The organism is Enterobacter sp. BIDMC 30, assembly GCF_000534355.1.
GTDB classification, from domain to species: Bacteria; Pseudomonadota; Gammaproteobacteria; order Enterobacterales; family Enterobacteriaceae; genus Enterobacter; species Enterobacter ludwigii.
In genome coordinates this window covers 2111786-2129204 of record NZ_KI973169.1, presented here as the reverse complement: position 1 = coordinate 2129204, position 17419 = coordinate 2111786, and the positions used below count along the sequence as shown (strand labels likewise).

The 17419-nt window shown below is 57.4% G+C and carries 14 protein-coding genes and 1 pseudogene; all 15 read right to left on the bottom strand.

The annotated features are described in order from the left end of the window. Positions 1-2 precede the first annotated feature (2 nt). The 15 genes and pseudogenes from L466_RS12175 to L466_RS12240 all read right to left on the bottom strand — a co-directional run bounded on the left by L466_RS12175 (position 3) and on the right by L466_RS12240 (position 17361). Positions 3-1586 (bottom strand): MFS transporter, encoded by a 1584-nt coding sequence (locus L466_RS12175; protein WP_025203842.1) that lies wholly within the window; start codon positions 1584-1586, stop codon positions 3-5. 264 nt (positions 1587-1850) lie between these two features. Continuing rightward, entirely contained in the window at positions 1851-2243 is a 393-nt protein-coding gene (locus tag L466_RS12180) for a flagellar protein FlhE (protein ID WP_032680771.1), read from the bottom strand. After that, a pseudogene (gene flhA / locus L466_RS0122425) lies at positions 2243-4320 on the bottom strand (flagellar biosynthesis protein FlhA). The gene L466_RS12180 and the pseudogene flhA overlap by 1 nt, the downstream one beginning before the upstream one ends. Continuing rightward, positions 4313-5461 carry a flagellar biosynthesis protein FlhB gene (gene flhB, locus L466_RS12185; RefSeq protein WP_014170659.1) on the bottom strand — a complete coding sequence of 383 codons (1149 nt, stop codon included), beginning with the start codon at positions 5459-5461 and terminating at the stop codon, positions 4313-4315. The pseudogene flhA and the gene flhB overlap by 8 nt, the downstream one beginning before the upstream one ends. 277 nt (positions 5462-5738) lie before the next feature. Beyond that, a complete protein-coding gene (gene cheZ / locus L466_RS12190) occupies positions 5739-6383 on the bottom strand; it encodes a protein phosphatase CheZ (protein WP_013096065.1) in 645 nt (214 codons plus the stop codon). A 13-nt stretch (positions 6384-6396) separates the two neighbouring features. Next, complete coding sequence (gene cheY / locus L466_RS12195) at positions 6397-6786, bottom strand: chemotaxis response regulator CheY (RefSeq protein WP_000763862.1); 390 nt, start codon at positions 6784-6786, stop codon at positions 6397-6399. Between the two features lie 17 nt (positions 6787-6803). After that, on the bottom strand, positions 6804-7853 hold the full coding sequence (locus tag L466_RS12200) for a protein-glutamate methylesterase/protein-glutamine glutaminase (RefSeq protein WP_014170663.1): 1050 nt from the start codon (positions 7851-7853) through the stop codon (positions 6804-6806). After that, positions 7850-8716 (bottom strand): protein-glutamate O-methyltransferase CheR, encoded by an 867-nt coding sequence (cheR, locus tag L466_RS12205; RefSeq protein WP_032680770.1) that lies wholly within the window; start codon positions 8714-8716, stop codon positions 7850-7852. The genes L466_RS12200 and cheR overlap by 4 nt, the downstream gene beginning before the upstream one ends. A 19-nt stretch (positions 8717-8735) precedes the next feature. Further along, positions 8736-10337 (bottom strand): methyl-accepting chemotaxis protein IV, encoded by a 1602-nt coding sequence (gene tap / locus L466_RS12210; protein WP_032680769.1) that lies wholly within the window; start codon positions 10335-10337, stop codon positions 8736-8738. A gap of 44 nt (positions 10338-10381) precedes the next feature. After that, a complete protein-coding gene (gene tar, locus L466_RS12215; protein WP_020883382.1) occupies positions 10382-12046 on the bottom strand; it encodes a methyl-accepting chemotaxis protein II in 1665 nt (554 codons plus the stop codon). Between the two features lie 84 nt (positions 12047-12130). Then, on the bottom strand, positions 12131-13093 hold the full coding sequence (locus tag L466_RS12220; protein WP_032680768.1) for a Csu type fimbrial protein: 963 nt from the start codon (positions 13091-13093) through the stop codon (positions 12131-12133). Beyond that, positions 13090-15474, bottom strand: coding sequence for a fimbria/pilus outer membrane usher protein (locus L466_RS12225; RefSeq protein ID WP_032680767.1), 2385 nt, complete (start codon positions 15472-15474; stop codon positions 13090-13092). The genes L466_RS12220 and L466_RS12225 overlap by 4 nt, the downstream gene beginning before the upstream one ends. Continuing rightward, positions 15450-16211: a fimbrial biogenesis chaperone gene (locus L466_RS12230; RefSeq protein ID WP_032680765.1), complete on the bottom strand. Its 762-nt coding sequence runs from the start codon at positions 16209-16211 to the stop codon at positions 15450-15452. Before L466_RS12230 ends, L466_RS12225 begins: the two co-directional genes overlap by 25 nt. A gap of 16 nt (positions 16212-16227) precedes the next feature. Beyond that, entirely contained in the window at positions 16228-16776 is a 549-nt protein-coding gene (locus L466_RS12235) for a Csu type fimbrial protein (protein ID WP_032680764.1), read from the bottom strand. A gap of 12 nt (positions 16777-16788) precedes the next feature. After that, positions 16789-17361 (bottom strand): Csu type fimbrial protein, encoded by a 573-nt coding sequence (locus L466_RS12240; RefSeq protein WP_020883378.1) that lies wholly within the window; start codon positions 17359-17361, stop codon positions 16789-16791. Positions 17362-17419: the final 58 nt, after the last annotated feature.

Below are 17419 nucleotides of genomic sequence, written 5' to 3'. Positions count from 1 at the left end.
TCTTAACCTCTGTTGTATGTCGAATTCAGTACCGCGCGCCCCTTCAGCGAAGGTGCCGCTGGCTTATTACGATTCAGATAACCGATGTTGTTATTGCCCCACAGCGACGCATAAGGCATACCGGCCAGCATCTCCACGGTGGCGCGGGCTTCTGGTGTCGCACTCTCAGGAATGGCGCGGCCAGACGCGCGCATTTTGGCGGTCTCTTCACGCAGCGTGGTGTGGGTGTGCAAATTGAGTTTGAAACGCAGCGAGACCAGGAAGCCGCAGAACAGAACCAGAAGCGTTCCCACGCTCAGGATCAGCAGAATGGTGTGGCTCACTTCCGCGGGCTGGGTCTTCTGTCCGCTAACAAAGCCGGACATCTGCATCACAATGCCCACCAGCATTACCGCCCCCGCCTGCGAGGCTTTACGGGTCAGCGTCATGATGCCGGCGAAAATCCCTTCGCGGCGCTGGCCGGTGATCACTTCATCGACATCAGCAATGTAGGTGTAGGTATTCCACGGCACATAGTTGATCCCACCGCGTCCCAGTCCGGCAACTGCAGAGACCAGCAATAACAGAGAGTAGATATCACTCAGGCCCGCGTAATACAGCACGGCGTAGGAAAGCGATGCCAGGCCAAACAGCACCACGACCATCCGATAGGACGGCGCGGGTCCGAAACGAATGCACAGCGGGATCATGGCGATAACCGCAATAAACTGGAAGATGGCCATCGTGCCCAGCAGGCTGGAGGCCATGGATGCTTCCTGCATCAGCACGAAAACCACGTAGTAGGTAAACACGGCATTAAAGACGTCCTGGGCGATATACCCGCCAAGGTACATCCCCAGATGCTGACGAAAAATTCTCACGCGCAGCGTAGAGCTCAACTCCACAAACAGGCGGTTGAGGCTCTGCCCGAGCGACAGTTTCTTCTTCTCTTCTTCGGCACGCAGGGCGGCTTCGCTCCACTCTTCCCGCGGTCGCTCCCAGGTGAAGAACCAGACGAGCATCAGCATCAGCGCGCACAGCACGGAGAAGACCAGGCTTGCATAGAAAAAGGAGACCGCGTTGTCTTTGCCGAAATGCGTGAGCAGGATCCCCGGCAGGAATGAGGCCAGGATGGCAGACATTTGCGCCATCGAGATACGGGCACCTGAGAAGCGGGTTTTCTGTTTGAAGTCATCGGTCATTTCCGGCACCAGCGTTTCGTACGGCACCAGAATCATGGTGTAGACGATATCGAACACCAGATAGGTCAGCAGGTAATACCAGAAACTCATCTCCCCCACCCACATCAGGGAGTAGCTGAACACGCACGGGATCCCCAGCAGAATAAAGAACTTACGCCGACCGAAGCGCTTGCCGAGCCAGGTCGTGCCAAAGTTATCGGTCAAAAAGCCCATCAAAGGGCTGACGACGGCATCCAGTACCCTTGCGGCAGCAAAGATGAAGGTTGCTTCAATCGGGGAGAGTCCACAGAACGTTGTATAAAAATACAAAAGCCAGGCCGCCGTCAGGGCGGTGGTTCCCGCCCCGAGGAAATCGCCTGACCCGTAAGCAAGATAATTTGCGAGTCCAATTTTTCGTGTTTTCATTGCCGTCAACCCTACTCAGTTTTGGGAGACTCCCTGTAAGCAAAATCTGATCCGGGAGTTATTACACGGCTACAGTAAGAGTATCGACCTGGTGATACCTTTCTGTTTTTGCCATCACCGGCAAGCGGCTGGCAAAAATGCAAAGAGTGTCGTTACGCGTGTCACTGATTTATAAAACAGCGTTTCTTTTACATCAAAAGAGGAGGTCATTTTTTGCGAGCCAGCCATCAGAAATGGCTGATGGCTGACGCAGAAGGCGGGGTATTAGCGGTAGTTGACGATGACGGAATTACGCTGAACTTTCAGCGCAGGGATCAGGCGTCCGCCGCCCGGCACTTCCCAGATAAAGCGCAAAGGTTCGACAGCAGGCACGCCGTTGAAGGCCTGAGTGGTGCCATTCTCTCCGTCAATTTCCGTACAGCGTGTCTGGGAGCACAGCCGTACCTGAAGCCCGGCAGGCGTTGGACCAATAAGCGTGTAGTTCCAGACTACCAGGGTCATCAGACCGGACACCGGCTCAGTCGGTGATAGTGGTCGCGAAGACATGGCGACACCGCGGTTGCTGAGGGTCACGCCAATGCTGCTGGCCTGCCAGGTCCCTTCCCCGGCGGCCTGGGCCACCAGCGGAAAAAGTAAAATCCATAACCACTTACGCATTATTTTCCTCCGATCGTCGCCGTCATACGGATATGACGGTTATCCGACAACTCCATATTCGACAGCACGACCAGCTGGTTCAGGCTACGGCGCAGGAAGCGCGACAGCAGCGGACGCAGCGCATGGTTCACCAGCAGAACCGGTGGCGCACCCAGCATCTCCTGACGCGCCAGCGCCTCTTGTGTTTGCTCCAGCAGACGGTCGGCCAGGCCAGGTTCCAGCCCTCCACCGCCCTGCAGAGCCTGCAGCAGCAGACGTTCAAGCGGCGTATCGAGGCCAATAACCTGCACTTCCCCGGTGCCCGGGAACCACTGCTGCGTGATCGCCCGTCCCAGTGCCACGCGCACCACCGCCGTTAGCTCGTGTGGATCGCTTTGCAACGGTGCATGCTCGGCGAGGGTTTCCAGAATGGTACGCATATCGCGGATCGGCACTTTTTCCTCGAGCAGGTTTTGCAGCACCTTGTGCAGCGTGGTCAGCGTCACGACGCCTGGCACGAGATCTTCCGTCAGCTTCGGCATCTCCTGCGTGACGCGATCGAGCAGTTGCTGGGCTTCCTGACGACCAAACAGCTCTGCCGAGAATTGTCCAATCAGATGGTTCAGGTGGGTCGCCACCACGGTACTCGCCTCCACCACGGTGTAGCCCTGAATTTGCGCCTGCTCTTTCAGCGCGCTTTCAATCCAGATGGCAGCCGGCCAAAGGCCGGGTCGATGGTTTGCTCGCCTGGCAGCGTACCCGCCGCGGTGCCCGGGTTAATGGCCAGCCAGCGGCCTGGATAAGCATCACCGCTGCCAATCTCTACGCCTTTCATCAGAATACGATAGCGCGCAGGCGGCAGATCCATATTGTCGCGGATGTGAACCACCGGCGGCAGGAAGCCCATGTCCTGGGCGAATTTTTTACGGATGCTGCGGATTCGGCCCAACAGTTCGCCATCCTGCTGGAAATCGACCATCGGGATGAGGCGATACCCCACTTCCATTCCCAGCGAATCTTCCAGTTGAACGTCGTTCCAGGTCGCTTCCACGGCCTGCGTGTTCTCCGGCATTTTTACCGGAGCAGGTTCCGCAGCCGGGGTCATCTCACGGCCACGCATCCACCAGGCAAGGCCCAGCAATGCCGCAGTGAACAGCAGGAACACCAGGTTTGGCATTCCCGGCACCAGACCGAGCAGGCCCAACACCGCGGCGGCCAGCAGCATCACGCGCGGGTTACTGAAGAGCTGCCCGACCATCTGCTCGCCAACATCCTGATCGGTACTGACGCGGGTCACGATAACCCCCGCCGCCGTTGAGATGACCAGCGCCGGGATCTGAGCCACCAGACCGTCACCAATGGTCAGCAGCGTATAGCTTTCCGCCGCGTGGCCCATGTCCATGCCGTGCTGCAGCACGCCCACCAGCAGGCCGCCGACCACGTTAATCACCATGATCAGGATGCCCGCAATGGCATCACCGCGAACAAACTTACTCGCACCGTCCATTGAGCCATAGAAGTCAGCTTCCTGCGTCACTTCCGAGCGGCGCTTTTTGGCTTCATCTTCGGCAATAAGCCCGGCGTTCAGATCCGCGTCGATGGCCATCTGCTTGCCCGGCATCCCGTCAAGCACAAAACGCGCGCCCACTTCCGCGATACGTCCGGCACCTTTGGTGATAACCATAAAGTTAATGATGACGAGAATGACGAACACCACGATACCGATGGCAAAGTTACCGCCGACCAGGAAGTGGCCGAATGCCTCAACCACTTTACCCGCCGCGGCAGCACCGGTGTGGCCTTCCATCAGAATGATACGGGTTGACGCCACGTTCAGCGCCAGCCTTAACAAGGTGGTAAACAGCAGAATGGTCGGGAATGCGGCGAACTCAAGGGTGCGCTGGGTGAACATCGCCACCAGCAAAACCATAATGGACAACGCAATGTTGAATGTGAAAAGCAGGTCGAGGATGAACGCCGGAAGCGGCAAAACCATCATCGACAGAATTAGCAGGATGAGAATCGGTCCGGCAAGGATCTGCCATTGCGTCGATTTCAGGTTGCCGGGCAGGCGCAACATTGCCACCAGATTAGCCATCAGTGTCCTTCTCGTTCATAAAATCCAGCGCGTCAGGCACCGGAAGGTTCTCAGGTTTCACAGGCCGTTGACCGCCAGCCAGACGCCAGCGTTTCAACTGCCATACCCAGGCCAGCACTTCCGCCACCGCGGCGTAGAGTTGTCCTGGGATCTGTTGTCCAATTTCCGCATGGCGATACAGCGCGCGCGCCAGCGGAGGCGCTTCGAGTATGGGCACCCGGTTTTCGGTACCAATTTCACGAATACGCAGGGCGATGAGCCCCGCCCCTTTCGCCACCACTTTCGGCGCGCTCATTTTGTTTTCGTCGTACTGCAGCGCAACGGAATAGTGTGTCGGGTTAGTCACAATGACGTCGGCTTTTGGCACATCTTCCATCATCCGCCGACGGGCGGCAGCACGCTGCATCTGGCGGATACGCCCTTTCACGTGCGGGTCACCTTCCATCTGCTTATATTCATCCCGAATATCCTGACGAGACATGCGCAGTTTCTTGAAGTGGCTGTAAAGCTGGAAGATAACGTCAAAACCCACCATGGGAATAATGCTGAGCACCACCAGCAGGGCACAGAGCCCGGCCAGGTTCAGCGCATTGCTCATCGCGGTTAACGGCGATTCGCTAATAAGGCGCATCATTTCCGGCCAGTGGTGCCACAGAAAAAAACCGCCGGTACTGCCCATCAGGACCGATTTCAGAATCGCTTTAAGCAACTCCGCACCGGTTTGCGCCGAGAACATTTTCGCAATCCCCGGCAGCGGGTTCAGTTTCGAAAACTTGGGTTGCAGCGATTTCCCGCTAAACACCAGACCGCCCAGCATCACGGGCGAGACCAGCGCCACCAGCACGACGCCGGTAATCAGGGGCAACAGCGCAAGCATGGCATCTTTAACGAGCAGGATTATCTGGCTGAGGATCAGGTTAGGGTCGTTGACCATACTGTGGTCAAAACGCAGGCCAGCCGAGAGCATTCCCGCCAGTTTGCGGGCGAGCGCCTCCCCACCCCACCAGATAATGCACACGCCTACGATGAGGATCAGCAGGGATGTCAGTTCTCGGGATCGGGGGACCTGCCCTTCCTCACGCGCTTTTTCTAGTCGGTGGGGTGTGGGGGCTTCCGTTTTGTCGTCGTTCTCTTCTGCCACAGTGCCTGCTCGCAGCCCATTTAGTCACGGGTATCATGCCAGCCTGACCTTTCATCAATGGGTTGAAAAAACCCAATAACCGGGTTCTTTTAGCCAGTTCAGCGTCGGAGCAATCGGGTGATGAGTAAAAAACGGCAAAAAAAAAATTTGAGATAGCGTTTGGCAACACTGTCAGCAAGCAGTGCGTGAGCAAGGGCCAGCCACCCCAGTGTTATGCACTCAAAATTAAGCGGCATACCCTCAGGTTGCGCGCGCAACCTGAGGGTCATCACCTCAATCAGAAACCAAGGCTGTCCAGCAGGTCGTCTACCTGATCCTGGCTTGCCACAACGCCCGCTTTGGTGGCGTCGAGCTGTGGACCGTTGAGCAGGCTTTCGTTCTCGCGTTTTGGACGAGCGGCCGGTTCCGGAATGTTCTCCAGCAGCACCATCAGCAGCTGACGTTCAATTTCCTGAATCACATCCATCATGCGTTTGATAACCTGGCCCGTGAGGTCCTGGAAATCCTGCGCCATCATGATGTCCAGCAGCTGCGCGTTGGTAAAGCTGGTGTGGCCCGGCACATCGCCCAGGAACTGACGGGTATCCGTGACCAGCTCGCGGGCATCCGCCAGCTCGATTGGATTCTCAAACCACTCATCCCAGCGTTTGGTCAGCGCTTTCGCGCCTTTCTCCATCGCATCCTGATGCGGTTGTGACGCTTCAACGCTGTTCAGCGCACGTTCAGCCGCCTGAGCGGTCATCTGCACAACGTAGTCCAGACGATCGCGGGCATCCGGAATGGCTTCCGCCGCTTCAGCAATTGCCTGGTCCAGCCCCAGTTCACGCAGGCTGTCACGCAGCATGCGTGTCAGGCTGCCGATGCGGGCAATGATATCGCTGGGCGAGTGTTCTTCAACGGGTTTCATAGCAGGTTGCATCATCATAACCAACACCTCACATGCCGAGTTTCTCGAAGATCTTACCGAGCTTCTCTTCCAGGGTGGCCGCAGTGAACGGCTTCACAACATAGCCACTAGCGCCCGCCTGTGCTGCGGCAATAATGTTCTCTTTTTTCGCTTCTGCGGTCACCATCAGAACCGGCAATGACGCCATTCCCGCGTCCGCACGGATGGTTTTCAGCAGTTCCAGACCGTCCATGTTTGGCATGTTCCAGTCGGAGATAACAAAACCAAACCCGCCCGCCTGCAGTTTGTTCAGCGCATCAACGCCGTCTTCTGCTTCTTCAACGTTGTTGAAGCCCAGCTCTTTCAGCAGGTTGCGTACGATACGACGCATGGTGGAAAAGTCATCCACAACCAAAAACTTAAGCTCTTTATCCGCCATAAAATAATACTCCTGAGTCAAATACGTATTGCCTGTCCGGCACTGATTTTCGCCAGCATCTGCTGGCTTACCTGGCTAAGATCGACCACTTCGCTCACGCCACCCATATTGATGGCCTCGCGCGGCATGCCGAACACCACACAACTTGCTTCATTCTGCGCAATCGTCCAGGCGCCAGCCTGGTGCATTGCAAGCATTCCGGCGGCACCGTCGTTACCCATCCCCGTCAGGATCACCCCAACGGCGTTGCGCCCCGCATGTTTCGCCACCGAATGAAACAGCACATCCACCGACGGACGGTGCCGGTTTACCGGCGGCCCGTCATGAATTTTGATTTGATAGTTAGCGCCACTGCGCGCCAGCTCCATATGCTTGTCACCCGGTGCGATATACGCATGGCCGGGGAGTACGCGCTCACCGTCTTCCGCCTCTTTCACGCTGATCTGACACAGCTTGTTCAGACGCTCGGCGAACGAGCGGGTAAAGCCTGGCGGCATATGCTGCGTGATCAGAATACCCGGACTTGAAAGCGGCAATGGCTGGAGTACATGACGAATTGCCTCTGTTCCCCCGGTTGACGCCCCAATCACCAGCAGTTTTTCCGAACTGAGTAAAGGACCGGCCTTCAGCGTTACCGGTGCATCCATCGGTTTGTGCGCGGCAAGCTTCGCACGTGACGCGGTGCGGATCTTCTCGGCGATCATTTCGCTGTACGCCAGCATCCCTTCACGAATGCCAAGCTGAGGTTTGGTGACAAAATCCACCGCCCCTAACTCCAGCGCACGCAGGGTAATTTCAGATCCTTTTCCGGTCAGGGATGAGACCATCACCACCGGCATGGGCCGCAGGCGCATCAATTTTTCCAGGAAATCAATGCCATCCATGCGCGGCATTTCGACATCCAGCGTTAACACATCGGGGTTATATTTTTTAATTAAATCCCGCGCTACCAGCGGATCAGGCGCTGTCGCCACCATCTCCATGTCGCTGTGGCTATTGATAATTTCAGTCATGATCTGGCGCATCAGCGCAGAATCGTCGACAGACAACACCCTGATTTTACTCATGCTTTTTCCTTACTCAGCGCATATACCGTTTGCCCACGCAGGCTAAACTCACGCACGAGGTTGCTGAAGTTTTCCGAGTGCCCGGCAAACAGTAAACCGTCAGGCTTGAGCAACGGAACAAACCGACGCAGAATGTCCTGTTGCGTCGTTTTATCAAAATAGATCATGACGTTACGGCAAAAAATAGCGTCGAATGGCCCCGGCACGTTGTACTGCTTATCCAGCAGGTTAACGGGCGCGAATTCGACACAGTTCGCCAGCTCCTGGCGCACGCGCACCAGGCCTTCATGCGGGCCGGTTCCGCGCATGAAGTAACGCTGCAACTGCTGAGGTGACAGCGTTTTCAGTTCATCCTGGCGATACACGCCGTTGCGTGCCTTTCCCAGCACTTCGGTATCAATATCACTGGCGTAGACTTTCCAGCGTCCAGGCGCCATGCCCAGCGTGTCGGCAAGGGTGATCGCCAGCGAGTACGGCTCTTCCCCGGTTGAGGCGGCCGCACTCCAGACGCGATACTCCCCGCTGCGGCGACGCGCGTGCTCCGCCAGGACCGGGAAGTGGTGAGCTTCACGGAAAAATGCGGTCAGGTTGGTGGTTAACGAGTTAATAAAAGCCTGCCACTCTGCGCTATTCTGGTTCGCTTCGAGCATGCTCAGATAGCGACCAAAATCGTCCAGCCCCAGCGTACGCAAGCGCCGCACCAGACGGTTGTAGACCATGTCTCGCTTATGATCGGCAAGCACAATCCCCGCACGCTGGTAGATTAACTGACATATCCGACGAAAATGCGCGTCGGACAGCGCGAGGCGCTGTGTCATCTGCAACAGTAATGACGTTTGCCCTGGGGGCATTGGTGATGTCATAGCGCCTTCTTAATTACATTCAGGATACAACTGGCACGGCCTGCGACCGCCCGACTTCTGTTACTGCTTCAACGTGCTCTTTCACATTAAATACCGCGACCAGCCCGGTCAGATGATCCGCCTGGCTGGCCAGCTGATCGGTTGCCGCTGCCGCTTCCTCCACTAACGAGGCGTTTTGTTGCGTGACCTGATCCATCTGGCTTACCGCCTGGGCCACCTGCTCAATTCCGCGACGCTGTTCATCGGACGCAGAAGCAATCTCGCCCATGATGTCGTTAACCCGCGTAACGGAGGTGACGATTTCGTGCATGGTTTTCGCCGCCGTGTCCACCAGGGCAGAGCCTTGCTGGACGCGTGAGACGGACTCTTCAATCAGTCCTTTAATTTCTTTCGCGGCGTTGGCGCTGCGGCTCGCCAGATTACGGACTTCACCGGCCACAACCGCAAAACCACGCCCCTGCTCACCGGCTCGTGCCGCTTCAACGGCCGCGTTCAGCGCCAGAATGTTGGTCTGGAACGCAATACCGTCAATCACGCTGATGATGTCGCCAATTTTCTGTGAACTGGCGGCAATGTCCTGCATGGTACTGGCCACGTGAGAGGCCTGATCGCCCCCTTTCTTCGCCGTCATCGCCGCCTGTCTGGACAGGTCAGACGCCTGACGCGCGTTATCCGCGTTCTGGCTTACCGTCGCGGTGAGCTGCTCCATGCTGGCAGCCGTTTGCGCCAGCGAAGCTGCCTGCTGCTCGGTGCGCGATGAGAGATCGTTATTGCCTGCCGCAATCTCCGAGATCCCGGTGTGCATGGCATAACTGCCCTGTCGCACATCGGAGACCGTTTCCCGCAGGGCGCCCTGCATCGCCTTCAGGCTGGCAAAAATCGCCGAAATTTCGTTCTTGCCGTACACCGCCACCGGACGCGCCAGGTTACCCTTCGCAATACTGTCGAAGTGGCTGCTGACGATCGCCAGCGGTTGCACAATCATTCTGCGCGACCAGTACAGGGCACCGCCGGTCAGCAGCACCGCCAGAATCACCACCACGGCAAAAATCACGCCTGACATATGGTAGTTTTTACGGCTGTCATTCCCGGCGCGTTGGACAAACTGGTTAATGTTCTGCTGCCAGGCATTAAAGCTCGCATCAAACGCCGCCTGGGACGCCTGGACCGGCGCGGTCATAAAGTCCGAGAGCTGGTTGTTCTCAAGCCAGGTCGCCTGGTGATCCAGGTCGCTGTGCCACTGATCAAAACGCTTCTTCATCGCGACTTTCAGCGCTTTCACTTCCGCGCTGCCGGCGTCCTGTGCCGCGAAGGCGTTAAACTGCGCGTCAGCCAGCTTCAGGCTGTCGCGCGCGGTCACCATCAACGCCTTGATGTCATCCGGCGGATAACTCAGGGCGGTTAAGGTTCCCGCTTTGTTCAGCGCCGTGCTTGCCTGCAACAGTACGGCGCGCGTCTGTGCCACGGCGGCGCGCTGCTGGTTACTCGCCTCAACTTCCTGCAAATTCTGATAGCCATCGCGAAACGCCCAAAAAGACAACCCGTTACTGCCAACCTGCAACACACCGCAAAGGATCAGAATCAAAAACAGTGTGGTCGAGATACGAATACGATTTAACATCCACGCTCCCATCATGCGGCAAGCAGCCGCGGTTTAAATGTCAGTCAAAATGTTTCCCAGTTTTCATGTCCGGTCGTCGCTGCAGGTTTACGGGTCGCTGCCGCTGCTGCGGCAGGCGCGAGATACGTTGCTTGCGGGGTGACCGTGTTTCCAGCGAGTGAAGCGAGACGAAACGCCGAGACGGCCATCTTCAGACGGCTTGCCTGGTCTTCCAGCGCAGCGGCCGCCGCAGCGGACTCCTGCACCAGCGCGGCGTTTTGTTGTGTCACGCGATCCATTTCCGATACCGCCAGAGCGACCTGATCGATACCACGACTCTGCTCATCAGACGCAGAGGCGATTTCACCCATGATGTCCGTTACGCGGGTAACGGCATTCACGATGTCATTCATGGTTTCCCCTGCGCTTTCTACCAGCACGGAGCCGGTATCGACGCGGGAAACGGAGTCTTCAATCAGGGCCTTGATCTCTTTCGCCGCGTTGGCACTGCGGCTGGCAAGGTTGCGCACTTCCCCGGCCACCACGGCAAACCCGCGCCCCTGCTCGCCCGCACGTGCGGCTTCAACGGCGGCGTTGAGGGCGAGGATATTGGTCTGGAAAGCGATGCCGTCGATAACGCTAATGATGTCGGCGATTTTCTTCGAACTGTCGGCGATTTCGTGCATGGTTTTCACCACGCCGTCCACCACACGACCGCCTCGCTGCGCCGTTTCGGACGCGCTTTCCGCCAGCTGTGAGGCCTGACGGGCGTTGTCCGCGTTCTGCTTCACGGTCGCGGTAAGCTGCTCCATGCTGGCGGCGGTCTCTTCGAGCGCCGACGCCTGCTGTTCGGTGCGCGACGACAGATCGTTGTTGCCCATCGCAATTTCGCTGGTACCGGTATAAATGGCTTCCGATCCGTTACGCACGTTGGCGACGGTCTCAATTAGCGAGCGCTGCATATGATCAACGCTGTTTGCCAGCTCGGTAATTTCATTGCGCCCGGAGACGGTCAGCGTTTTGGTCAGGTCACCACCGGCAATCTCGCGAATGTGGGCAATGACGCGACCGAGAGGATTAAGCAGGATGTGGCGAATGCCGTACCACACGCCCACCAGCACGATGACCAGCGCCAGCGCCATGACGGCCATCTGCCATTTGGCAAAGCGGTAATCATTCTGGCTTTGCGTAAAGGCCGAGTGATACAGGTCGCCACTGGCTTTGGCATATTCCCCGAGTGCCGCACCGAGGGCGTTTTGCATCCCCTGGGTAGGCTGCGCGAAATACGCGTCCATGTTGCCGCTTTCCAGGAACTGAATAAGCTCTGTCAGACCGGCATAGTAGGCGTTGTACTTTTCATCGATATTCTGGCTCACCTGCGCCATGGCAGGCTGTGGTGTGATTTTCTTAAAGGCGTCGTAGTGTTTCGCGGCGTCAGCAAGGGTCGCCCGCGCATTTTTCAGCAGTTCCGTTTTCGCACTGCTCTGCTGATTATTTGGATCCATCATCATGCGGGCGGAAGAGCGGCTCAGGTTGATACGCGTTTGCAGCATCAGATCCCACGTCGACGTCAGTTCACTCTGCTGTACGCGGAGATCGTTCGAGGCGGCGAAACTGTCCTGGTTTTGTTTAAGTGACGAGAAAAAAAGCCCGCCGGAGGTAAGCTGAAGAAGTGCGAAAATGACCAGCACCATCATAAGCATTGTGACAACGCGGATACGGTTCAACATACAACACCTTCTCATAGATTTATTAACGGTGTTATCGGCACTGACTACAGGAACTTTACATTTGAGAAAGGGAAAAGCGCGGGGTTAAAACGCAACGTCAACGATCAGCGTATCGGTGTAGGTGCCGGCAGGCGGCGTAGACTGGCTGGTAAGGACTTTGGCAGTGTAGTTGTAGGTTCGCAATAAACCGTCGGTACTGACCTGCGAGGAGGTTGCGCTGGTCCAGCGCTCGGTACCGCTGCCACCCCAGCGGTTGGTCGTGGCTTCTTTATAAATGTCGTAACTCATGTAGTTACTGCCGCTCACCATGCGGCGAACGTTATTCAGCGCGTTGGCTCCATTATTAATTCCGATAGTGTAAGTGCTTCCTTTAGTACAGGTGACGGCAATCGCCTGCGAGACAGTGGGGAAACTTTGCACCAGCGGCGCACTGTTGAAGTTGACGTCCGGCGTGGTCATGGCGCTGCAGTCGTTGGTAACGGTCATGTTGAGAAGAATACTGGTGGTCGCCGTGCCTGTCTGGGGAACGGTGCAAAGGCCCAGCACGCCCACGGAACAGACGCTGTAGTTGATGCTGAAGGTGAGCAGCACCTGATAAGGCCCGGCCGTGACGTTTTGTCCGGCAACGGTGCGGAAATAAAGCGGAATGCTGTACTGTTTTGACCCCAGTAATCCCAGCAGGGTGTTGCCGCTCCAGGTATAAGCTTTGCTGATTTGCACTTCGCTGTTCCCCGAACACCCCGTTAACCCGCACAACCGGGTGGGGATCACATCCGTGATGGCCGCATTATCGGTGCGTTTCATCGTGGCACGGCTGTTGCCTGAAACCGACGCAGCGGTGTAGTTCAGCGTCACCGAGTCGTTGGTCAGAAGATTGAGCACGGCGTCGCATGCCACGATCAGCCTGCCGGTGGTTTCGACCTCCCCGGTTCCGCTGAGCGCGAACGAGGTGACGCTACCAAATGACGCATTTACCGTACTGACGGTACACGCCGCCCAGCCGCCGCCGGAAAACAGCAGCAGCATCAACAGCAGTAAGCGCTTCACCGTTCCTCCCGGCAAATCAGCGGTCCGTATGTCTGCAGTTTATGTTCCGGATTGGCCCCCACGGTCAGCGTGGCCGAGCAGTGTTTTCCGTCTGGCGTAATCACCTCAAGCGGGTTCACATCGTTGAGATTTTCCAGCCAGGCGATGCCGTCATACCCCACCACCGCATTGTTGCGCGAGGCGCGTCGAACCTGGCTTCCCACCGGGATAGCCTGCCCCTGCTTGTCATGCAGAATGACGCTTGCCACCCGCTCCTGCTCCATCGGGAAATCGACCAGATAACCGCTGTGGCGGCGAATAGCGAGCCGCCGCTCTGTCTCTTTCAGCCGGGTATCCGCGGGCAGATTCAGGGTGTCAATGCGATAACTGGCCGGGTAATAAGCCGATACACCGCTGACCAGCAGGTAGCCGTTATTGTTCGTTTTGCCGACCGGCTGGTTCTCATAGCTGACGGGAACGTCCGGGTGACCGTCGGTGCTGATCACCACAAACGCATCGTTGATTTTGTTTGCCGCAAACAGCTCGCCGTCCATCAGCACAATCGCGCCCATCGCCTCTCCCCACCAGGTCATCATGCCCCTTTCGCCATAACCACCGCCCTGAAGTTCGATGTTGTTATTGCGCCAGCCCAGCGTTCCCTGCTGATAATCATTGGCTTTCGACTGGTTGGCCCATGCCATGTTCCAGCTAAAGCCACCGTCGGAAGGCATGGAGTGGTTGTAGTTGATACGCTGCGTGCTGCCGGCATCTGGCGTGTTTTCATAGGTTACGGCGGCACTGTCACGCTCTCCCAGCGGCACCTGAAGCGACATGGCCACCGTCCAGTCTCCCCGCTGCTGATCGCGGCTTGCAGCCAGATAAATACTGCTCGCCCCCCACAAATTGCGGCTCCAGGAGAGATTCAGCAGTTCGGTTTTTTGGTTGTCAAAGCTCTCCACGCCGATCCACGCAGCACCGAGACTGCCATACTCGCCCAGGTTAAAGGTGAGAGAGTACTGGTCGGTGTTGCGACTAAAACTGGCGATGGGCCGGTCATTTTCGTCATAGACCGTCGGTTGGTCGTAGAGGGCGAGGTTGCCAAAGTCGCGATCGCGCCGCGTATGCTGTGTCGCTACACTAAATTCACTGGTACTGTACTGATAGCCCCAGTTGATTTGCCCGCCATTATCTCCGCGCATGCGGCTTTGAGAATACGCGGTATTCACGACGCCAAACCGACCCAATTTAACCACCGTCCCCATCCCACCCAGGGCCAGCGTTTCTGCCCCTTCGGCATGGCCCTCCAGCGTCAGCCAGTCCGTAACGCCATAGCGATACGACCCACTACCCGCCGCCGGGCCGTAGTCAAAATTCTTGATGCCGTAATTACGCCGCAGGCTGCCGAGCGTCACCGCCCCGTCGCTCAGGCCTTGTTTCAGCAATTCGCTGGTGACGTAAAACGGCAGCGTGGTACTCACCTGGCGCCCCAGCGCATCGGTGGTGACCAGTACCGCGTCCCCTGCTCCGTTGATATAGGGCAGATTGGTCAGGGTGAACGGTCCCGGCTGAAGCTGGGTCGAGCCGGAACGATAGCCATTGATAAAGAGATCCACCGAGGTGGGAACCGCCGCTTCGCCCGAGAACTCTGGGAGTGGCCAGGTCACGAGGTCAGGACGCAGGGAGAAATCCCGCCCGTAGCTGATCCCGCCCATGCGCACGCTGGTGCTCCAGCTCAGGGCATCGCTGATCACATCCCCGGCGGTCCAGGTCGTTGCCTCGTCCTCGTTCGTCATCAGAAGCGTCGTGTCATAGCGCACATACCCTTCCTGCTGACCGTCGTTTCCGGTGAAATTTTCCCGGGCATAGCCGGTTGAAGAAAAGGAGCCGTTCTCATTGAAGTAGCGGAATTCATGCCAGAGCGAGGCCTGTCCGCCGACATGTTCCGTATGGTTGGTGTAGAGATCGTAATTGAGCAGCGCTCCACGCCCGAAGTGTGGTTTGCTTTGCGACATTTGTCCGCTGAAAGGGGTCACGCGTGAGGCGACCCAGTCGGCCGGAACGCCCAGCAGCAGACGCTGCGCGGCGCTGTCGTACTCTACGCGCACCTGCGGCAGGGTAGAAAGGTTCACGTCTCCGGCAGGCACATGCTCCGGCGGAAGCCCTGCCCGCAGCAGGTCGGCGCTGGAAATAAAGAATGCCCCCTCGCGTTGCGTCACGGGCACCACCATACCGGTGTCGTAGTGATTCAACACAATCGAGAGCTGAAAGACCGCTTCGCCGTTCAACGCCTGAGCCTGCGGCGGCGGCGGTAAACTGTCATCGCCGGGCTCAGCCCAGGTGCTGGTACTGACGCAGAGCAGGATCATCATCGCCGGTTTCAGTTGACGGGCGTCGACTGCCATTGCGTATCCCTGGCATTAATCTGCGCGCTCAGCCGGTCTGGCTGACCTATTCCGGCCGGGATTGACCAGGTGCGGGTGCTGCCCGCAAGAACATACCCGAGTAATCCGTCTGCAACCGTCCGCTTCTGCCCGCCCTGCTCCAGCGCCACCTGGCTGAGTTTGACGTGCACATCCCCCTGATTACGGACCTCCAGGGCAGGATGTCCCTTCTCCTGCGTCACCCGCCAGCTCAGATTTTTGGTCTCCACCAGCGCATGATGCGCCCCCTCTTTGAGGGTCGGGATCCCCTGCCCATAAACGAACAAAGGAATGGAGTAGCGCATTTGCAATTTCAGGCCAATGGCCGGCTCGGCTTTGGCATCCGGCTGGGGGATTTCATCCACAATAATGCGGTAGGCCTGTTCAACGCCGAGCGGCACCGAACCCTGCTTAATCAGACGAATAAGCTGCTTACTGCCTTTGCCAATGGTGACGATGGGCGGGCTGGCCACCACATCCTGCTGTGCGGAGTAGCGTTCATAACCGCCCTCCTGCTTCCAGCGCACAATGCGGACCTGCATTGTCGTTGCGCTGTTCCCCTGATTCTGGATCCATAATTCAGTGGCTTTGGCATCCGCTGACAGCCACGGATCGATGGGCCACAACAGAATGGTTGCCGCCGCCTGCGCCTGGCCTGTCGCCGCAGCCATTCCCCCCAACAAACTCACCAGACAAAGGTGTCTGAAAAATGGCTTCATCGACTGTCTCCCTTTATCACCATGACAAGGTCACGGTGAGCTGATCAGAATACGTTCCTGCCGGGCTAAACCCGGTCAGCAGCGCCACGCCAAAAAGCGGCAGCGCAATGTTATTACTGTTGGTATAGGTCACCGGTATTGCCTGATTGACGCCAATTTCACTGTTCGCCGCCAGCGAACTGCTGCTGTAAAGGCGATATCCCACCACTTCCGTTCCCCCTGAGCGCTTCATACGCCGAACGGAGGAGTAATTCTGTCCGCCGTTAATGCTCATACTCAGCGCTACGCCGGGCGTGCAGGAGATGGACAAGGCCCCGTTAGGCACAAAACTGGTGCTCACCGGGGCACTCTCCACCCCGTTATGGGTACCGAAATCGAGCGTTCCGAAAACTCCTCCGCTGCCCGTGGATACCGCGCACCCGGGCACAATGGTCGCGCTGACCTTAAATGACTGTGACGTCACAGCACCCGCCGCAGGCACCAGCATCAGGCAGACGATCAGCGCGTACAAAGGGTGCACGATCCCCTCCGCGCTGTTGCGCAGACGCAAAATGGATGCCTTCATGGCTGCGTGAAACTAGTAGGTGACGCTGACGTTAATCGTGTCGGTGTAGGTGCCCGGAACGACCGTAACGCTGTTACCGCCCCCGGTAATGCGCCCGTAAAGTGTGTAACTGTCGATGCCCCCGGCGGTTGACGCTATTGGCAGTGCCGCGTTGTTGGCAACGACGTTGTTAAATCCACTGTCGCTATACAGGCTGTAAGCCACACCCTGTGCAGCATTGGTGGTGTTGACCAGATAGCGCGCAGGCGTGCCTGGCGTTCCCACGACGGTACCCGGCGCGGTGGAGTTGGTATTCCCGGTGATCGCCACCGTATAGCTGGCGGTCGTACATTGAATGGTGAACGTGTTACCGCCGCTGGCACCGGTCAACTGCGTCGTCAGGGTGGAAAACGTTGCGGGATGGGTGCCGAAATCCAGGGTCCCGAAATTAATGCCATTTTGCGTGGGCGAGCCGTTTATCAGACAACCGTTCGTCAGGGTTAACGTCGCGCCAATAGTACCGCTGCTGGTCACCGCCAGCGCCTGTTGGGCTGTTGTCGCCGTCAGCAACGTGCCTGCACAGATCAAAAGGAGTTTTCTTTTCATTTACCACCCTCCAGAAGACATTTCCGTTCGCTTGCCACATTTTATTTTTGCTGTTCAA

Excerpts from the sequence above, each read along its gene's own strand:
- L466_RS12240 (WP_020883378.1), bottom strand. The coding sequence starts at position 17,361 with ATGAAAAGAAAACTCCTTTTGATCTGTGCAGGCACGTTGCTGACGGCG.
- L466_RS12180 (WP_032680771.1), bottom strand. The coding sequence starts at position 2,243 with ATGCGTAAGTGGTTATGGATTTTACTTTTTCCGCTGGTGGCCCAGGCC.
- L466_RS12230 (WP_032680765.1), bottom strand. The coding sequence starts at position 16,211 with ATGAAGCCATTTTTCAGACACCTTTGTCTGGTGAGTTTGTTGGGGGGA.
- tar (WP_020883382.1), bottom strand. The coding sequence starts at position 12,046 with ATGTTGAACCGTATCCGCGTTGTCACAATGCTTATGATGGTGCTGGTC.
- tap (WP_032680769.1), bottom strand. The coding sequence starts at position 10,337 with ATGTTAAATCGTATTCGTATCTCGACCACACTGTTTTTGATTCTGATC.
- cheY (WP_000763862.1), bottom strand. The coding sequence starts at position 6,786 with ATGGCGGATAAAGAGCTTAAGTTTTTGGTTGTGGATGACTTTTCCACC.
- L466_RS12235 (WP_032680764.1), bottom strand. The coding sequence starts at position 16,776 with ATGAAGGCATCCATTTTGCGTCTGCGCAACAGCGCGGAGGGGATCGTG.
- L466_RS12175 (WP_025203842.1), bottom strand. The coding sequence starts at position 1,586 with ATGAAAACACGAAAAATTGGACTCGCAAATTATCTTGCTTACGGGTCA.
- cheZ (WP_013096065.1), bottom strand. The coding sequence starts at position 6,383 with ATGATGCAACCTGCTATGAAACCCGTTGAAGAACACTCGCCCAGCGAT.
- L466_RS12200 (WP_014170663.1), bottom strand. The coding sequence starts at position 7,853 with ATGAGTAAAATCAGGGTGTTGTCTGTCGACGATTCTGCGCTGATGCGC.
- cheR (WP_032680770.1), bottom strand. The coding sequence starts at position 8,716 with ATGACATCACCAATGCCCCCAGGGCAAACGTCATTACTGTTGCAGATG.
- L466_RS12225 (WP_032680767.1), bottom strand. The coding sequence starts at position 15,474 with ATGGCAGTCGACGCCCGTCAACTGAAACCGGCGATGATGATCCTGCTC.